The sequence below is a fragment of the Anaeromyxobacter oryzisoli genome (genome assembly GCF_022690765.1).
In the GTDB taxonomy this organism is placed as follows: Bacteria; Myxococcota; Myxococcia; order Myxococcales; family Anaeromyxobacteraceae; genus Anaeromyxobacter; species Anaeromyxobacter oryzisoli.
Genome location: NZ_JALCZA010000005.1, coordinates 72,516 through 91,037 on the forward strand (window position 1 = coordinate 72,516; position 18,522 = coordinate 91,037).

General features: G+C 73.2%; 11 protein-coding genes. 3 read left to right on the forward strand and 8 right to left on the reverse strand.

Going from position 1 to position 18,522, the window contains the following annotated elements; all coding sequences use genetic code 11:
• Nucleotides 1–8 precede the first annotated feature (8 nt).
• Entirely contained in the window at nucleotides 9–1,700 is a 1,692-nt protein-coding gene (locus tag MNZ27_RS02880) for an AMP-binding protein (RefSeq protein ID WP_242392523.1), read from the reverse strand.
• 151 nt (nucleotides 1,701–1,851) lie between these two features.
• On the opposite strand from MNZ27_RS02880, the gene MNZ27_RS02885 reads away from it, so the two are divergent.
• Entirely contained in the window at nucleotides 1,852–2,547 is a 696-nt protein-coding gene (locus MNZ27_RS02885) for a phosphatase PAP2 family protein (RefSeq protein ID WP_242392524.1), read from the forward strand.
• Between the two features lie 29 nt (nucleotides 2,548–2,576).
• Here the strand turns inward: MNZ27_RS02885 and MNZ27_RS02890 are convergent, their stop codons facing one another.
• The 6 genes from MNZ27_RS02890 to MNZ27_RS02915 all read right to left on the reverse strand — a co-directional run bounded on the left by MNZ27_RS02890 (nucleotide 2,577) and on the right by MNZ27_RS02915 (nucleotide 14,558).
• Nucleotides 2,577–3,161: a DUF4337 domain-containing protein gene (locus MNZ27_RS02890; RefSeq protein ID WP_242392525.1), complete on the reverse strand. Its 585-nt coding sequence runs from the start codon at nucleotides 3,159–3,161 to the stop codon at nucleotides 2,577–2,579.
• A gap of 147 nt (nucleotides 3,162–3,308) precedes the next feature.
• Complete coding sequence (locus tag MNZ27_RS02895; protein ID WP_242392526.1) at nucleotides 3,309–3,698, reverse strand: hypothetical protein; 390 nt, start codon at nucleotides 3,696–3,698, stop codon at nucleotides 3,309–3,311.
• Between the two features lie 62 nt (nucleotides 3,699–3,760).
• Nucleotides 3,761–5,215: a carboxypeptidase-like regulatory domain-containing protein gene (locus tag MNZ27_RS02900; RefSeq protein WP_242392527.1), complete on the reverse strand. Its 1,455-nt coding sequence runs from the start codon at nucleotides 5,213–5,215 to the stop codon at nucleotides 3,761–3,763.
• 218 nt (nucleotides 5,216–5,433) lie between these two features.
• Nucleotides 5,434–6,882 carry a sigma-54 interaction domain-containing protein gene (locus tag MNZ27_RS02905; protein WP_242392528.1) on the reverse strand — a complete coding sequence of 483 codons (1,449 nt, stop codon included), beginning with the start codon at nucleotides 6,880–6,882 and terminating at the stop codon, nucleotides 5,434–5,436.
• Between the two features lie 128 nt (nucleotides 6,883–7,010).
• Complete coding sequence (locus MNZ27_RS02910) at nucleotides 7,011–13,052, reverse strand: CARDB domain-containing protein (protein ID WP_242392529.1); 6,042 nt, start codon at nucleotides 13,050–13,052, stop codon at nucleotides 7,011–7,013.
• Nucleotides 13,053–13,400: 348 nt separating this feature from the next.
• Complete coding sequence (locus tag MNZ27_RS02915; RefSeq protein ID WP_242392530.1) at nucleotides 13,401–14,558, reverse strand: pyridoxal phosphate-dependent aminotransferase; 1,158 nt, start codon at nucleotides 14,556–14,558, stop codon at nucleotides 13,401–13,403.
• A 209-nt stretch (nucleotides 14,559–14,767) separates the two neighbouring features.
• On the opposite strand from MNZ27_RS02915, the gene MNZ27_RS02920 reads away from it, so the two are divergent.
• Nucleotides 14,768–16,828, forward strand: a complete 2,061-nt coding sequence (locus tag MNZ27_RS02920) for a sensor histidine kinase (RefSeq protein ID WP_242392531.1) — start codon at nucleotides 14,768–14,770, stop codon at nucleotides 16,826–16,828.
• Here the strand turns inward: MNZ27_RS02920 and MNZ27_RS02925 are convergent.
• A complete protein-coding gene (locus tag MNZ27_RS02925; protein WP_242392532.1) occupies nucleotides 16,803–17,783 on the reverse strand; it encodes a methyltransferase domain-containing protein in 981 nt (326 codons plus the stop codon). The genes MNZ27_RS02920 and MNZ27_RS02925 overlap by 26 nt on opposite strands.
• Nucleotides 17,784–17,935: 152 nt before the next feature.
• On the opposite strand from MNZ27_RS02925, the gene MNZ27_RS02930 reads away from it, so the two are divergent.
• Nucleotides 17,936–18,520 (forward strand): TIGR02265 family protein, encoded by a 585-nt coding sequence (locus MNZ27_RS02930; RefSeq protein ID WP_242392533.1) that lies wholly within the window; start codon nucleotides 17,936–17,938, stop codon nucleotides 18,518–18,520.
• Nucleotides 18,521–18,522 lie beyond the last annotated feature (2 nt).

Below are 18,522 nucleotides of genomic sequence, written 5' to 3' on the forward strand. Positions count from 1 at the left end.
GTGCCGGATCAGGACTTGAGCTCGGGGAAGTCGTCCTCGAAGTACTCGTGGGGGCCCCGCTCGGGCCCGAGGCGCCGCTGCTTCTCGGAGCGGCCGAGCTCGCTCCGGCGGATCTTCCCCGAGATGGTCTTCGGCAGCTCGGCGATCTCGATCCGGCGGATCCGCTTGTAGGGCGCGAGCACCTTGCGGATGTGCTGGAAGATCGACAGCGCCAGCTCCCGGCTCGGCGCGTAGCCGTCGCGCAGCACCAGGAACGCCTTCGGCACCGCCGCCCGGCGCGGATCCGGGCTCGGGACGACCGCCGCCTCCGCGATGGCCTCGTGCTCGATGAGCGCGCTCTCCAGCTCGAACGGGCTGATCCGGTAGTCGGACGACTTGAACACGTCGTCCCGCCGGCCCACGTACGTCAGGTAACCCTCGTCGTCGATCGTGGCGACGTCGCCGCAGTGGTAGTGGCCGTTGCGCATGAGCTGCGCCGTCTTCGCGGGGTCGTCCTTGTAGCCCGTCATGAGCCCCAGCGGGCGCGGGTCGAGCGCCAGGCAGATCTCGCCCTCGCGCGCCGGCCGATCGTCGTCGTCGAGGATCGCGACCTCGTACCCGGGCAGCGGCCGGCCCATCGAGCCCGCCTTCACCTTCTGGCCGGGCGAGTTGCCGATCTGGCAGGTGGTCTCGGTCTGGCCGTAGCCGTCGCGGATGACGAGGCCCCAGGCCTTCTTCACCTGCTCGATCACCTCCGGGTTGAGCGGCTCCCCGGCCCCCACGAGCTCGCGCAGCTTCACCGGGTAGGCGGCGAGGTCCTCCTGGATCAGCATCCGCCACACGGTGGGCGGCGCGCACAGGGAGGTCACCCCGCACCGGGTGATGACGTCGAGCGTCGCCTTCGCGTTGAACCGCGCGTAGCCGTAGACGAACACGGTCGCGCCGGCGTTCCACGGCGCGAAGACGTTGCTCCAGGCGTGCTTCGCCCAGCCCGGCGAGCTCACGTTGTAGTGGACGTCGCCCGGCAGCAGGCCGATCCAGTACATGGTGGAGAGGTGGCCGACCGGGTAGCTCTGGTGCGTGTGCGAGACGAGCTTCGGCTTCGCGGTCGTGCCGGAGGTGAAGTAGAGCAGGAGCGGATCGGTCGCGTCGGTCGGGCCGTCGGGGGTGAACGCCGCGGGGGCGGCCGCGGACTCCCCGAAGCTCGTCCAGCCGGCGCGCTCGCCGCCGACCACGATCCGGCCGTAGTCCCCCGGGAGCGCGTCGAACTTGCCGGCGTCGGTCGCCCCGACCACGACGTGGCGGACGCCGCCGCGCTCGAACCGGTCGCGCAGGTCGTCGGTGCCGAGGAGCGTCGTCGCGGGGATGATCACCGCGCCGAGCTTCATGCAGGCGAGCATCACCTCCCAGAGCGGCACGACGTTGCCGAGCATGAGGAGCACGCCGTCGCCCCGCCGGACCCCGTGGCGCCGGAGGAAGTTCGCGACCTGGCTCGAGCGCCTGGACATCTCGGCGAAGGAGAGCTTGAGCTCGCCGCCGTTCTCGTCCACCACCCACAGCGCGGGGCGGTCGTTCCCCCTCGCCATCTCGTCGAAGTAGTCGAGGGCCCAGTTGAACCGCTCGAGCTTCGGCCACCGGAACTCCCGGCGGGCGGCGTCGTAGTCGGTGCGGCGGGCGAGCAGGAGATCACGCGCTTCGAGGAAGGACCGTGACGAGCTCATGGGCACCTCGGCGTGGCGGGTATGTGTGACGTTCGTGCTCGGACTGTATGCGGCGGAGCCGCGCGGGGACGATGACCGTTGTGCCCGGGACGGGAGACGCTTGTCGACACCTCCGGAGGGGGCTCCTCGGCCGTTGGCGTAGAATCGCCAGATGCGACTGGTCCGCTTCGCGCTGCTCCTCGCCCTGTCCCTGCCGGCCCTGGCGGATGACGCCTGCCCCCTCCCAGGGGCGACGGGCGGGCCCGCGGCGCTCCTCGGGCCGTACCCCCCGGCGGGCTCGCCCGAGGCGGCCGCGGATCTCGCGGTGGTCCTGTGGGAGCAGCGGACCCGCACGCCGGAGGAGGTCGCCCGCGCGGGGTCGGAGGAGGAGCTCTCCCTCGAGGACTTCGCCGGCGCGCTCGCCCCGGGGTTCGAGGCGGGGCGCCACCCGCGGACGGAGGCGCTGCTCGCGCGCGCGGCGCGGGCGGCCCGTCCTTGCATCGGGACGGTGAAGCGGGCCTACGCGCGCGAGCGCCCCTACGTCGCGGACGCGCGCGTCGCGCCGGCGGCGGAGCGCGAGCGCACCTTCTCGTATCCGAGCGGCCACGCCACGCGCGGCGCGCTCTTCGCGGCGGTGCTCGCCGAGCTCGCGCCGGCGCGGCGGGAGGCGCTGCTCCGGCGGGGGGCGCAGATCGGCGAGGATCGGGTGATCGCCGGCGTGCACTACCCGAGCGACGTCGCCGCCGGGCAGCGGCTCGGCGCGGAGATCGCGAAGGCGCTCCTGGCCGACCGCGGCTTCCAGGAAGCGCTGGCGGAGGCGCGCGCCCTGGAGTGGTGCGGCGGCGCGGGAGCGGGCGCGGCGCGCTGACGGCCCGCCCCGCCGTCGGTCGGGTCGGTCTACAGCTTCCCGAAGAAGCCGTTCAACATGTAGGCGAGGCCGACGACGCCGAAGAGCAGGCCGATGACCCACATGATCGGCCGCTTGATCAGGGCGCCGACCGACGAGAGCATGATCGCGATCTGCAGGAGCATCACCGCGAGGCCGAACGCGGCGCCGATGCGCTGGAACCGGGCCTCGTCGCGCTGGACGCCCTCCGCCTCCGCCCGGATCTGGGCCTTCTCGCCCTCGTAGCGCCCGATGTCCTTCTCGAGCTTCGCGACGCGGCCGGCGATCGCCTCCCGGGCCTCGGGCGTCCGCGCCTCGAGCGCCTGGACCTGGAGCAGATCGCGCTCCGCGACGAGCAGCGTCTCCTTGATGCTCTTCGCCTGGTACTGCGACCAGCGGTCGTTCTCGCGGGTGGTGGCGAGCTGCACCCGGGTCGAGTAGCCGCCGCCCTTCAGCGAGGAGATGGCGGCGCACACCGCGAGCACGGTCGTGGTGAGGGCGACCCACTGCGTCCAGCGATCCCTCGGCGGGCTGGGCGGCTTCACGTCGGGTACAGGCTGCTGCTGCTTCTCGGCGGTCGAGCTCTGCTGGGACATGGACGCGGTGATCCTCCTCGGGACCGGGCAGGTAAGCAGAACCGCGGCCCGGCATCAAGCGAGCTCGAGGCGCAAAGGCCGACGCCGCCCGGGAGCGGGAGCGCGGCGAGCGAGGAGCGGCTCGCGCGCCGCGCTCGCGCCGGTGCCTCACAACACGGAGATCTTCCAGCCGCCGCGCTCGCGGACGAGGTTCTCCTCGACCGTGGTCGAGACCGGCGCGAGCCGGCCGGCCTTCGCGGACGGGCCGAAGTCGAGCGCGACGGTCGCCCGGGCGCGGTCGCCGTGCTGCTCGAGGGACACGACGCGGTAGCCCTGGAGCGGCGACGCGTCCGCGCGGTGCCGCACGAAGTCCTCGCGGCTCACCTTGGCGCGGTAGGCGGCGTCGTAGCAGTCGTACGTCGCGGCGTAGTCGTGCCGGACCGCCGTGCCGAAGAAGCGATCGAGGGCCGCGCGCGGGTCGTCGCCGCGCCGGCAGGCGGCGACCGCGAGCGCGGCCGCCACGATCAGGGTGCTCGTGATGGAGACGAAGCGGGTCATGCGCGTGCGCTCCTGGAGGGCGGCCCGCGCGGCGAGCGCCGCGCGGGCTCCCTCCGAGGTGATCAGCGGTGCATCTGCTGGATGGTCTTGTTCGCGTGGCAGACGGTGCAGTTCCAGATCCAGTAGGAGTCGCCCTGGAGCTGCTGCGGGATCGTCGGATCCGCCGCGTTGGCCGTGGTGAGCTCACCGTGCGTCGAGTTGTGGCACGCCTCGCAGTAGAGCTTGCCGTTCATCAGGCTGTTCGGCGCGTTGCTCAGGATCGAGTTCCGGTACAGCGTGCCGGAGTTCTCGGCGTGCTTGGCGTCGTGGCAGCCGCCGCACTTCGGCTCGTCGAGCCAGTCGCGGCGCCCGTTCTGGAGCGAGCTCGCCATCCAGGACATGTCGCCGTGGCAGTCGTGGCAGCTCTTCCCCGCGCGGAACATGATGCCGCGCATGCACTGCGTCTTCGGCCCGGGGTGGCAGTTGTAGCAGTCGGGCGTCGTGCTCACCGCCGTCGAGGTCGCCGCCATCTTGTCCTTGTGGAAGTTGTGCATCGCGAGGGAGAGGTTCTCCACGCCGGGCTTCCCGGCGCGGCCGAGCGCGTTGTCCGGGTGGCACTCGGAGCAGGCGTGCACGATCCCCTTCGACTGGTCGGCGGCGAGCGTCGTCCCCTGGTGCTGATCGTGCCGCTGCAGGATGTCCAGCTGCGGGTTCGAGGCCGCGTGGCAGTTCACGCACATCATCTCGGTCGAGACCGGCGCGACCACGTTCGTGGTCTGGAGGACGTTCCCGGCGGCGTCCTTCACCGTGATGACCGCCGTGCCGTAGGGATCCCAGGTCCCGTCGTCGTCGTACGGCGTGATCGGAATGCCCTCGGCCACGAAGCCGAGGCCGTTCGCGTCGAGGTGCATCGTGCCGGCGAGGGGCGAGCCGGTGATGCCGACGTTCGGGGCCACGTTGAAGCCGTACTGGGACGCGTAGCTCCAGAAGTTCGTGTGCAGGGTGGAGTTGGTCTTCTTCGGGAAGGAGTAGCTGACCGTGATCCCGCTCGTCACCAGCGCGTCGGCGGAGCGATCCATCACCTGCACGTGGAGCGTGTTGTACGGGGGGAGCACCATGAAGTACGAGTAGTCGTCCTGGTCGCAGTGCATCCCGAGGTCGTTCCAGGAGAACACGGCGTAGCGCATGTTCGCCGCGGGGATCGGCTGCGTGCCGTAGGCGGGCGTGAGCGCCCAATCGACGATGGTCGAGACGTTCGCCGTCACGCTGCTGATCTGCCAGGTGGTCTGGTAGCCCGGGGTGGAGGCCTTGAGGGTGTAGGTGCTGCCCGCCGCCTCCTTCAGCGTGTAGCTGCCGTTGCCACTGGTCGTGACGGACTGCCTGCCGTCGGTGATGGTGACGCCGGACATGGCGCCGCCCAGCTTGATGTCCTTCACCGTGCCCGTGATGTACCCGTACGTCGTACCGCCTGCGGCGATCGCGGCGGCCGGGGACGCCGCGCAGAGCGCGAGCGCCAGTCGCTTGAAGCCTTTCATCATCCGTGAACCTCGCTCAGCTGTGAACGATGCGCGGCGGCCCAACTGCCCGCCGCGGCGCTCCAGTCCGCCTGGAGCGCGCGGCCGGGAGGAGCGTGCGGCGTGCCAGCGCAGGCCCGGCGCGGGATCGCCGGCGTTATCCAGGGTTGACGGCGCTGCAACGCTTCGTTCGCGACCGCGTCGCGTGCGAAACGTTGCACGCGGCCGAACGAAACGTTCCGTCAGCAGGAGATGCCTTCGGCCCGGAGCCAGCGCCACAGGGTCGTGCGCGAGACGCCGAAGTGACAGGCCGTCTTCGTCATGTGCCACCGGTAGTTCGTGAGGGCGTCGAGCAGCTCCGCGCGGGGCGGGGGCCTCCGCGGCGACCGCGACGTCGAAGGCGGGGTCGCCGGTGCCGTGGTGGACGCCGGCGCTCGCGGCGCGGGCTCGCCCTGGTCGCTCGCGGGCAGCGCCGCCGCGGTCGCGCCGGCGTGCGCGAGGTCCCTGGGACCCGCGAGGTCGGGCGGCAGGTCCTCGGGCTGGAGTGTCTGTCCCAGCGCGACCGTCGCGGCGTACTCGATGGCGTTCTCGAGCTCGCGGACGTTCCCCGGCCAGGGGTGCGCCAGCAGCACGCGCAGCGCGCAGGGGGAGAACCGCAGCGCGCGCCCGCTGCGAGCCCCGACGCGCGCGAGGAGGTGCCGCGCGAGCGGCTCGATGTCCTCGGGCCGTTCGCGCAGCGGCGGGATCTCGATCGGGAACACCCGCAGGCGGTAGTACAGGTCCTCCCGGAAGCGGCCCTCCGCGACGCCGCGGTGCAGATCACGGTGCGTCGCCGCGACGATCCGGACGTCGCTCTTGATGGTCCGGCTGTCGCCGACCCGCTCGAACGTCCGCTCCTGGATGACGCGCAGGAGCTTCGCCTGCAGGTGCAGCGGGATGTCGCCGATCTCGTCCAGGAAGATGGTCCCTCCGTGCGCCAGCTCGAACCGCCCGACGCGATCGCGGACCGCACCGGTGAACGCGCCGCGGACGTGCCCGAAGAGCTCCGACTCGAGGAGCGTGTCCGGGAGCGCGGCGCAGTTCACGGCGACGAACGGGCGCGCCCGCCGCGACGAGCTGGCGTGCAGCGCGTGCGCGACGACCCCCTTCCCGACGCCGCTCTCACCCGTGATGAGGACCGAGACGTCCGAGTGCTGCAGGTTCTCGAGGAGGTGCATGACGCCGACCATCGCCTGCGATCGCGCGATCACGCCGGAGAAGCTCGTCGGGGCCGCGCCGCCCGCGCCGGGGTCCTCCTCGGCCGCTCGCAGCACGAGCAGGTATCTCGCGTCGGGATCGCACGCGTCGCTGACGTGATCCAGCGGCGCCGCGCTCACGGAGACGAGGCGCGAGCCGGCGGGCTCCGTCCGCAGCCACGCGCGCCACCCCTCGCGCCGCTCTCCCGCCTCCAGCGCCGCGCGCATCGCGCTGCTCGGCCCGAGCAGGTCCGGCCCGAGCAGCTCCTCGACCGGGCGCCCGCGGTATCGAGCGGCGACGCCCGGCCCGAGGAGCGCTTCCATCCGCGGCGACACGTGCGCGATCTCGAACGCCGCGTTCAAGGCGAGGCAGACGCGGCCGAGCGAGCCGAAGGCGGAGGAGACCGCCTCGAAGGCGATCCGCTTCGAATCGCAGCCTGCCGAGCCGTCGGGCATCTGCCCGAGTGTCGCGCGATCATGTGACGTTCTTCAACAGGTTCACCTTTGGGCGTGTGCGGGCGCGCCGTACAGCCTCTGACCTCCGCGCAGGTCCGCGCGCGAAGGTCGGTCGTTTTCGTGACCCGTCACGGTCGCGTGATCGTGATCAGCGGACCGGCGAGCGCGTTGTTGCCCTCGTCGGGCTCGAGCACCGCGTTCTCGACCCAGTAGCCGTCCAGCGCGTCGCCGACGTACATCGGGAAGTCGTCCGCGATGACCCCGAGGTAGTACGTGCCCGCCGGCAGCGACGCCGGGAGGGTGACCGCCGTCGAACCGCTGCTCGCCGCCCCCGGCTGCAGCCCCGACACCCAGCGGGTCCCGACCACCGTGTCGGACGGCGTGATCACCGGGTCCGCCGAGAGGTACAGGCCGACGTAGAACTCGCCCGCGGCGCCGCCGCCGACGGCCGCGCCCACGAGGTCGTCGATCACGATGGTGCTCCCCGCGACGCCGCTCGCGGGACCGGTCACGGCGCTGGCGACGAGGTCGGGCGCGGCGATCGCGACGGTGCCCCCGACGATCGTGTTGTTCGTCTCGTCCGACTCCGGCACGGAGCCGGAGGGATCCGCGATCGCGCCCAGGTACCAGGTGCCGCCCGGGACGTCGAGGGGGATCGTCACCGTCACGTCGGCGGTGCTGCTCGCGCCCGACGCCAGGCTGGAGAGCCAGCGCGCTCCGACGTAGCGATCCCCGGTGGTGATGGTCGCGTCGGAGGAGAGGTAGAACGCGAACGTGACGCCGCTCGCGATCGCGCCGGTCGGGGCCGCGGTCAGCGTGGACGAGATGGAGACCGTCTCCCCGGTGCGCGCGGCGGAGGGGCCGGAGACGGCGACCGCCACGAGATCGGGCGGCGTGATCGACACCGCGCCGCCGGCCACCGCGTTGTCGGTCTCGTCCGGCTCCGCGTACTGCCTCCAGCTGTCGGCGATCGCGCCGAGGTACCAGGTGCCCGGGGCGAGGTGGCCCGGGATCGTCACCTGGACGGTCGAGGTGACGCTCGCGCCGGCGGTCATCCCCGCCACGTAGGCCTCCCCGAGCCGCTGGTCCGTCGAGGTGATCACCTGGTCCTGCGACAGGTACAGGCCGACGCGGAGCGCGCCCGCGTCCCCCAGGCCCGCCGCGGCGGCGACGGTGAAGGTCACCGGCACCGTCGTCCCGGCGTTCACGCTCGCCGGCCCGCTCACCGCGGTCGCGCGCAGGTCGGGGCCGATCACCGCGACGGCGTTGCCGGCGAGGGCGTTGTTCCCCTCGATGCTCTCGAGCACCCCGTCGTACGAGTCGACGAGGGCGCCGATGAAGTAGGTGCCGGGGGCGAGCCCGAGCGGCACCGTCAGGGTGGTGTCGGCGGTGCTGGTCTGATCCGGTCCGAGCGCCAGGACCGTCCGACGGCCGAGGAGGACGTCGGACGTGGTGATGACCGCGTCCGACGAGAGGTAGTAGGCGACCGCGAACGGGCCGGTGCCGCCGCCGGTCGCCCGCACCATGTCGTGCACGGTCAAGGGCCTGCCCGTGTAGGCGGTGCCGTCGGCGCTCACCGCGTCCACCGTCAGGTCGGGGCCGGTCACGGTGATGGCGCCGGCGAGGTAGGTGTTGTTCGTCTCGTCCGGCTCCTTCGCGACGTCGACGGTGCTGGTGCAGAAGTCGTTCACGTAGTCGCAGATCGTCATGACGAAGTCGTCCGCGATGACGCCGACGTAGTAGGTCCCGGCCGGCAGGTTGGTGGGGAGGGTGGCGACCGTGTCGTCGCTGCTGGTGGCCCCCGGCGCCATCGGTCCCACCTCGCGCGAGCCGATGAGCGTGTCGGAGGCGGTGATCACCGGGTCCGCCGAGAGGAACACCCCCACGTGGAACGCTGGTGCGCCCCCGCCCGTCGCGGAGGCGACGACCGTGTTCGGGACCGTGAGGACGCCGCCGGTGACCCCTGTCGCGGGCGCGCTGGCGGAGGTCAGGATCAGATCCGGCGCGGTCACGGTGACGGTGTTCCCCGCGAGCGCGTTGTCGGTCTCGTCGATCTCGAGGACGGCGCCGCGCGAGTCGGCGATCGCCCCGACGTACCAGGTCCCGCCGGCGATCGTGGTCGGGATGACCACCGGGGTGTCCGCGGTGAGCGAGGCGCCCGAGGCGAGCGCGGTCACCGGGACGTTCGCGAGCCACACGTCGGACGTCGTGATGACGGGATCGGGCGACAGGTAGAGCGCCACGTCGAACCCGCCCGCGCTCCCGCCCGTCGGCGCCGCCGCCACGGTGTGGTGGATCGTGACGGTGCCGCCGGTGAGGGCGGCGCCGGGCGCCTGGACCGCGGTCATGTGGAGATTCGGTCCGGCCACGGTGAGCGGCCCGATCAGGTGGACGTTGTCCTCCTCGTTCGACTCGGTCACGAGCCCCCTGGGATCGACGATCGCGCCCAGGTGGTAGCTCCCGGCGGCGATCTCGTCGGGGAGGGTCACCTGGACGGTGAGGTCGAACGGGTACCCGGCGTACAGGAACCCGGTCGGGACCGAGCCGATCAACCGATCGTCCGACGTGATGGTGGCGTCGGTGGAGAGGTAGAGCCCGATGTCGGCCCCGTACGTCGCGCCGGGGCCGAGGTTCTTGCCGGTCAGGGTGATCGGGAACGCGACCGCGGTCCCGACCTGGGACGGCGCGGTGGACGAGGAGATCACCGGATCTCCGCCCTTGATCCGTATCTGGTTGCCGAAGACGGCGTTGTTCGTCTCGTCGGACTCCCACACCTGGTTCCAGAGATCGACGTAGGCGGCGAGCCAGTAGGTCCTCTCCGCGGTGTAGGCCCAGACCGGGGTGCGGACGTCGGTCGGCAGGGCGACGCACTCGCCGGGGGCGATCTCGTCGCCCCACGCCAGGATCGACTGGAAGCCGAGATCGTCCTCGAACGACAGGACCTGGTCCTCGGAGAGGAACCAGCCGATCCAGCCCGACCCCGGCGCGCTCCCGAGCCCGACGTTGCAGAGGGTCTGCTCGACGTGGACCGCCTCCGCCATGCCGCCGGTCGTCGGACCCACCAGGTCGCGGAGCACCAGGTCGGGCGGCAGGTGGCGGGTCACGGTGAAGGAGAGGGTCCTGGCGTTCCCGATCCCGTCGGTCGCCACCACCGTGATCGGGTTGTCCCCGAGGGAGAGCGCCACCTTCAGCTCGTAGTAGCCGTCCGTCGCGCGCCAGGGCGCGGCGACGCCGTTGACCGTCACCGAGGCGACGCCGGACGGATCGGTGGCCGTCCCGAAGACGAGCGTGTCGGGCTGCGGCGTGTAGACGGAGTTCGAGGAGTAGACGGAGAGCTCGGGCGGCTCGCTCGTGGTGGTGAAGCCGTAGAGCGCGCCCCCGGCGTCGTCGCGGGCGACGTTGCCCGCCTCGTCCACCGCGCGCACCGCGTAGTAGTAGCGGGTCGCCTCCTCGAGGCCGCCGATCTGGAGCGCGTGGCCGGTGGTGAGCCAGGCCTCCGACAGGGTGGCGCCGAGGGCGGGCGTCTTCCCGTACTCCACCGCGCCCGAGGCGGGCTCGTTCGTGCTCCAGGTGACGGTCCCGGCGCCCTGCCCGAGGTCGCGCGTCTGGACGCCGCTGATGACCGGCGGCGTCAGGTCCACCACGGCGCTGGCGGTGACCGTGGCGGGGACGCCGTTCCCGTCGTCCGCGTCGCGGTACTCCGCCGTGATCGAGTCGCCGTCCGCGACCTGCAAGACGCCGTCGCCCGCGATCCCCGCGGCGATCGCGATGGGCAGCGAGCCGATGAAGGTCGCGACGTCCGGGCCGCTCTCGACCAGGCGGACCGTCTCGCCGGCGGGCTCGGTGGCGCTCCGGATCGTCACCGTCAGCTCCTCCGCCACCGTCGGATCCTGGTTCAGGTCCGCGTCCGCCACCTTCACCTCGAGGGCGGGGACGGCGCCGTAGCGCGCGCGATCGAGCGTGACGAAGCCCGTGGAGGTGACCCCGCCGGCGCCGCTCACCACGAGCGCGAACGGCTGCGGGCCGTACGGGACGTTGTAGCCGACCACCCGCACCGTGTACTGCCCCCGCGGCGCCGCCTGGATCAGCACCTGCTCTTCCACGTCGAGCCGGTTCGGGGTGCCGCCCGGGATCGAGACGCCGCCGGCGAAGACGTTCCCGGTGTAGACGCCGCCGTCGGGCGCGACCACCTCGAGATCGAGATCGTTCACCAGCGCCTTGGACGCCGCGGTGCTGCCCGGGTAGTCGGTCCAGACCAGCGTGATCTTGAGGGGCGCGCCGCCCGGCGAGAACCAGCTCCGGGTCCACGTGGCGCCCGTCTCGAGGCCGCTCGCGAAGTCCACCACCTCGAGGAGCTTCGGGTCGCCCTGGAAGCGGAGCGCGTCGGAGAGGTTGACGCGTCCCCAGCCCTGGCCGGTGCCGGGGATCGGCCCGCCGACGTAGTCGCCGGTCATGTTCTCGGCGGTGTTGACCAGGGTGGCCTTCACGAGCGCCGCCGACGGGACGAAGGCGTCGGCGGGGGTGGCGATCCCGCTCGGCCAGAAGCCCTCCAGGTAGTACTGGCGCACCAGCGCGGCCGCGCCGGCCACGGTCGGGGTGGCCATGGACGTGCCGCTGTACGAGACGGTCGTGCAGTTGAAGCTGTCGCGGAGGCCGTCCGAGTCGGCCGAGACGATGTTCACGCCGGGCGCGGAGATCGTCGGCTTCACGCGGCCGTCCCAGGTCGGACCGTTGCTGCTGAACCAGGCCTGGATCTCGTCACCGACGCCGTTCTGGGTGGCGCCGACGCTCACCGCGTTCTTGGCGTTGGCCGGCGTCCCGACGGACCCCGTGCCCGGCCCCGAGTTGCCGTTCGCGAAGAGCGCGAGGAAGTCCTTGTGCTGCCACATGAAGCGGTCGACGCTCCAGGCCATCGTGTCGTACATGTTGACGGACGCGCCCCAGCTGTTCGTGTGCAGGCGCGCGCCGGCCTGGTACGGCGTGATGAAGAGGTCGCCGAGATCGGCCGGCGGGTAGATGCCGTTCGACTCGCCCGGGGTCAGGTCGGTCAGGAACAGCTTCGCCAGCGGCGCCATGCCGTTGGCGGTGTCCTTGCCGGTGATGGGCCGCTGATCGCCGGCCACCGTCCCGGAGACGTGGGTGCCGTGTCCCATGTCGCCGTCGTAGTCGTCCGTCAGCGCGACGTAGCCGACCACCTTGCGGTGGGTCGGGCCGATGGGCGCGCCCGTCGGGTCCCGGAAGTAGCACATGTCGTGATCGAGGCCGGTGTCGCCCACGCCCACGATCTGTCCCTCGCCGTGCAGGCCGGCGCTCCAGATCCGGGTCTGGTCCTGCACGTTGGTCTGGATGACCCAGCGCGACGTGTCGTTGAAGAGCTGCGGCTGCAGGGCCTCCTCGATGAAGATCACGTCCTCGACCTGCGCGAGCCGGGCGATGGCGCGGCGGTCGAGCTCGACCCGCGCGACGTCCCGGGCCGCGCTCGTCACCTTCCCGCGAGAGCGGAGCACCTCGGCCAGCGCGGTGCCGAGGTCGCCGTGCACGCGGACGTGGAGCCGCGCCGGCGCGCCGTCCTTCGGGAGCCGGATCGCGCCGGCCTCGTCCTTGAGCCCCGGCGCGATCTTGTAGGCGGCCCTGTAGCGGGCGACGCCGTGCACGCCGGCGAGCTGCTCGGCCGCGCGCCGCGCCGTGTCGTCCATGGTCACGAGGAAGGCGAAGTCCGGGAGGTAGTCGCCGACGGTGGCGCCGAGCGCCTCGAGCTGCCTGCGCTGCGTGGCGCCGACGGGCCCTTCGAACTGGACGATCCACTTCTTCGGGCGGACGCGCTCGCCGTCCTTCCCTGGCCTGGCGCCCGGCACCAGCGGCGCCGGGGGCGGGTCCTGCCCGACGAGGGACGCCGGCCGGACGCCGGGCTCGACCGGGGGGAGATCGATCCGCTCGAGCCGACCGTCGGGCTGCTTCGTGATCGCCACCCAGCTCCCGGGCTCCGGCTCGAGCGCGTCCAGCTCGGGCGGCACGGCAGGCGGCGACGCCTTCAGATCGAGGACGTACCCGTTCACGTGGACGGCGAGCGTCCGCGCGCTGCTCGAGAGCGTGCGCTGCGCGTCCTCGGCCTGATGGCCGCACGAGAGGAGCACGACCGCCGCGGTCGCGCAGAGGATTCGACGGTTCATGTTCCCCCCACGGTCCGGGCGGCTTCGCGCCCTCGGTGCGCTGCCGGAGCGCGCTCTTCACCGAGCGGCACCGGCCGTGCGGCCCGGCCCTCGCGAGCCAGGCCGCCGAATAGAACCGTGCGGGAGCGGGGACTGTCCACTACCCGTGAGGGCGCCCCATCGACGTACGCGGCGCCGACGCGCAGGTCGATTCACCAATCGGCGACGTGGACCGGATCGTGGAGCGGCTCGCTCCCCCGGGAGGCGGTGCAGGGCTGCGCGCTCAGGTCGTCGTCGCGGTGCCCTCGAGCCAGGAGGTGACCGGGCGCGAAGCGCAGCTCGCGCGAGCCGGGCTCGCGCCGACGACCCTCAGACCCGCGCCAGCCTCTCGCAGGCGCGGAGCAGGGTGTCGTCGTTCTTCGCGAAGCAGAACCGCAGCACGGGCTCGCCGGGCGGCTCCTCGTAGAACGGCGAGACCGGGATCGAGGCGACGCCGAGCTCGCGCGTGAGCCGCTCGGCGAGCGCCGCGTCCGGCTCGTCCGTGAGCCCTGCGTACGACGCGAGCTGGAAGTACGTCCCGGTGCAGGAGAGCGGCCGGAGCCGCGACGCGGAGAGGGCGGCGCGGAACAGGTCGCGCTTGCGCTGGTAGAAGGCCCCGAGCTCGAGGTAGCGGCTCGCGTCGCGCAGGTACTCGGCGAGGGCGAGCTGGACCGGCGTGTTCACGGTGAAGACGACGAACTGGTGCGCCCGGCGGAACTCGGTCGTGAGCTCGCGGGGCGCCAGGACGTAGCCGATCTTCCAGCCGGTGACGTGGTACGTCTTCCCGAACGAGGAGACGACGAACGAGCGGGCCGCGAGCTCGGGGTAGCGCGCGCAGCTCTCGTGGCGGAGGCCGTCGAAGACGATGTGCTCGTACACCTCGTCCGCGATGACGGCGATGTCCGTCCCGTCCACGAGGCGGGCCAGGGCCCGCAGGTCGGCCTGGGTCCAGGTGGTGCCGCTCGGGTTGTGCGGCGTGTTCACGATGACGGCGCGGGTGCGCGGGGTGACGAGGCGCCGGACCGCCGCCCAGTCGGGCCGGTAGTCGGGGTACGCGAGCCGCGCCCGCACCACCTTCCCGCCGTTCAGGACGACCGACGGAGCGTACGAGTCGTACGCCGGCTCGAACACGATCACCTCGTCGCCGGGACGGACCAGGCAGGTGATCGCCGTGTAGATCGCCTGCGTCCCGCCGGCGGTCACGGTGATCTCGTGCTCCGGGTCGTATCGCGCGCCGTAGAGCGCCTCGACCTTGGCGGCGATCGCCTCGCGCAGGGCGGGGACCCCGGCCATCGGGGCGTACTGGTTCGAGCCGGCCCGCATGTGCTTCGACACGAGGTCGTAGAGGAGCGGCGGGGCCGAGTAGTCCGGGAAGCCCTGCGAGAGGTTGATCGCGTCGTGCTCCGCCGCGAGGCGCGACATGACCGTGAAGATCGTGGTGCCCACGTCGGGGAGGCGGGAGGGGATGGCGGGGCGCGAGGCCGGCATGGCCGTGGAGCATGTCGCCCGGCGGGCGGCGTGTCCACCGCGAGGCCCCTCGCGCTTCACGAGGCAGGACGGCGCGGCACGCCGGCGCCCGGTCGCGCCCTCGGCGGCGCGGCGCCGCCGCCGGCCGCGATGAGGCGACAGTCCGTCGCCCTCGGATGCGTGCGGCGCGCGTTCGTGCCCGGGCGCCGCGTCGTCGCTACATGGAGGACGTGGGGGACCTGCAGCCGTTCGACGGGGGAGCCTCGGCGCCGCCCGCCCTGGATTTGCCCCAGCACGCGGCGGCATGGGGGATCGTGAGCGCGCTGTGGAGCGCCCCCGTCGGGATCGTCCTGGTCGACGCCGACCTCCACGTGGTGGCGATGAACGAGGCGCTCGCCCGGATGGCGGCGGTGGAGCGCCCTCCGCGCGGGCTGCCGCTCGCCACGCTCCTCGGCCGGTCGCCGCTCTCGGACACGCGCGAGCTCCGCCGCGCGATCGAGCGGCGCGAGGCGATGGCCGAGTGCGAGGTCGGCGGCGAGGTGCCGGGGCTGCGGGGCACGCGCCGCTGGCTCGTGAGCGCCGCGCCGATCCGCGGCGACGGCGGGCCGGTCGCGGCGGTGTTCGCGAGCGACGTCACGGAGGCGCGGCGCATCGAGGAGTGGGCGGAGCGGGCCGACGCCGAGGCGGAGCGCTCGACCCAGATCCTGCTGCGTCTCGAGGCCGTCTCGACCGGGCTGGCGGAGGCCGAGAGCCCGGCGGAGGTCGCGCGGGTGATCCTCGAGGCGGCCGTCGGCCTCCTCGACGCCGCCGCGGGGAGCGTGTCACGCGTCGATGAGGGTGGGGAGCTCGAGGTGCTCGACGCGGTCGGTTACCCCGAGCGCGCGCTCGTCGCCTGGCGGCGGTACGCGGCGGACCTGCCCGCCCCGCTCGCGGAGGCGTACCGGACCGGGGAGCCGATCTGTCTCGAGAGCCCGGCCGCGTTCCGCGCGCGCTACCCCCGGCTCGCGCGCGCGGCGCGCCCCTTCGAGCAGGGCGCCACGGTCGCGCTCCCGCTCCCGGCGCGCGGGCGGATCCTCGGCGTCGTCGGGATCGACTTCGCCGAGCCGCGCGCGTTCGACGAAGCGGACCGCGCCTTCATGCTCGCCCTCGCCGGCGCCTGCGCCCAGGCGCTCGAGCGGGCGTGGGCCTTCGAGCGCGAGGCCGCGCTGCGGGCCGAGGCGCAGCGGACCGCCGCGGTCCTCGACACCATGCTCTCGAGCGCGCCCATCGGCCTCGCGTTCGTGGACCGCGAGCTCCGCTTCCTGCACGTGAACGCGGTCTTCGCCGCCGCCAACCTCCAGCCGCCCACCGCCTTCGCGGGGCGCAGGGTCGAGGAGGTGCTCGCGCCGCCCGCCGGCGAGCAGCTCGCCGCGCTCTGGCGCGACGTGCTCGAGACGGGCCGGCCCGCCCTCGAGGTCGAGGTCGAGCGCCCGGGGGAGGCCCCCGGCGCGCCCCGCACGTGGCTGGAGAGCTGGTACCCGGTGATGCTCGGGGGGAGCGCGCTGGGCGTCGGGATCGTGGCCCGGGAGATCACCGCGCAGAAGCGGGCCGAGGCGATCCGTGGGCACCTGCTCGGCATCGTCGGGCACGACCTGCGCAACCCGCTGTCGGCGGTCCAGGGGCACGCATCTCTTTTGTTGCGGGATCGGAGGCTCGCTCCCGAGCAGCAGCGGCGGCTCTCCGCGATCGTGGCGAGCGTCCACCGGATGGACCGGATGATCGGCGATCTGCTCGACTACACCCGGGCGAACGCGGGCGGCTTCCCGCTCGAGCCGTCGGAGCAGCGCCTCGACGCGCTGCTGCGGGTCGTGGTGGACGAGGCGGAGGCGTCCGCGCCGGGGCGCGTCCGCCTGGCCGGCGGCGGAGACCCGCGGCTCGTCTGTGATCCCGGGCGGCTGGAGCAGGCGATCTCGAACCTCGTCGGGAACGCGCTGCGCCACGGCGATCCGGTGGCCCCGGTGGTCGTCACGTGGGACGGCGCCGCCGCCCACGAGGTCGTCGTCTCGGTGGCGAACCGCGGCGCTCCCATCCCGCCCGAGGTCCTCGCCCGCGTGTTCGAGCCCTTCCGTCAGGGGGCCGCCGGCGCGCGCCGGCACGGGCTCGGGCTGGGGTTGTTCATCGCGCGGGAGATCGCGCGCGCACACGGCGGCTCGATCGGCGCGACCTCCACGGACGCGGCCGGCACGGTGTTCACCGTGCGCGTGCCGCGCCGTCCTGCCAACCCGGTCACGCGCAGCGCGCCGTCGCCATGAGGACGAGCCCGTCGAGCGCCTCCTGCTCGACGGAGATCCCGCCGGCGGGGAAGCCCGCCGCGACCAGGAGCGCGCGGACCTCGCGCTCGGTCCGGTAGATGAGCGGCCAGTCCAGCGCCCAGTCCATGAACGCGCGATCCGGGCTCCCGGCCGCGAAGTTCCCGATCAGCACCTCGCCGCGCGGATCCATGTCGCGGCGCAGGGCGCGCAGCACGCGGATCGCGATGGTGTCGGGCAGGTAGTCGAAGAGGCCGAGGGAGAGGACGAGGCGCGCGCCCGCCAGCGCCGGGGTGGGGGTGGCGCTCCGGGCGATCCGGACGGCGTTGTCGTTCACCAGCTCGACCGCCCCGGCGTGCGGACCGAGCACCCCGCGGGCGTAGGCGAGCGCCTCGGGATCGCTGTCGATCCCGACGAGCCGCGCCGTGACGCCGCGCTCGAGCACCTCGCGCTCGACCCGGCACGGCCCGCAGGCGAGGTCCACGACGTGGACGCCCGGCGTGCGCAGCCGGTCCGCGAGCCATTCGACGGCGTACTCCTTGCGGCGCACGACGGCGACCACCGTGGCGAGCTTCAGCACGACCTCGTCGAGCGCGAGCGCCGCGCCGTCCGGTGCGCGCTCTCCCCGATACAGCATGTCGATCATCGCGTGGTCGCCCGCGTAGCCGCGCGGCTTGGTGATCGCCCGCGCGAGCAGCGGGCTCACGGCGAGGAGGCGGCCGAGCTGCGCGTGGGCCGTCTCCCGGGCGGCTCGGCGACCCTCCGGGTCCAGCGCGAGCGCCCGATCGGCGAGGACCAGCTCGCTCGAGAGCGCGGCGAGCGCGCGCTCGAGCACGTCGGATGAGGCTGAGGCTGCGCCCGGTCGCAAGGCGGCGGCGACCCGATCGGCGGCCGCCTGGATACCGGCGAGGGGATCGTGGGCATGCATCGGCAGGGCGTTCGACGTGAGCTCGATCATGCGGAAGGAACCGCGGTCGCCCTCCGAGGCATTCCCGCTCCGGGTGAAGCCGGGCCGCGCCGCGGGGCGGTTGCCGCTGCGGCGGGTGGCGGGAAGGGCAGTCGCGGGGGGCGCGCGGCAAGCAGATGTTCTCGAGCGAGGACGCGCACTCCATGCCCTGCGACCCCGCCGATCTCCGGCGACGCATCGCCGCGGCCTCGACGCGCGACACCGTCCGCGGCCTCATCTTCAACGCGATGTTCGACGTCATCCGCGAGCGCGCGGGCGAGGCGGCGGCGCGGGGCTGCGACCCGCGTCACGAGGGGCACCGCACGGACTTCTTCGGCTACCCGGTGGTCGAGTACCTGCAGATCGCCTGGTGCGGCGCGGACGCGCTCGAGCGCGCCGAGCACGGCGTCGATCGCGCGTTCTGGCTGTTCGGGCACCGCGCGGCCCGCTCCGAGCTCGCGTCCCTCATCGGGCGCGCCTTCACCTCGTTCGTCGGGCGGGATCCGCGCCGGATGATGTCGAACGCCGCGCACGGCTACCGCGCGACCGTGAGCTACGGTCAGCGACGGACCGAATGGCTCGGGGATCGCCACGCCCGGCTCGTCTTCCGCAGGGACTTCCTCGTCCCGCCGTTCCACTGCGGGGTGCTCACGGCGGCGCTCGAGACGACCGGCGTCCACGGGGTCGAGGTCAAGGGCCGCGAGACCGGGTTCCTCGAGTCCGAGTACGAGGTGAGCTGGGCGGGGTGACG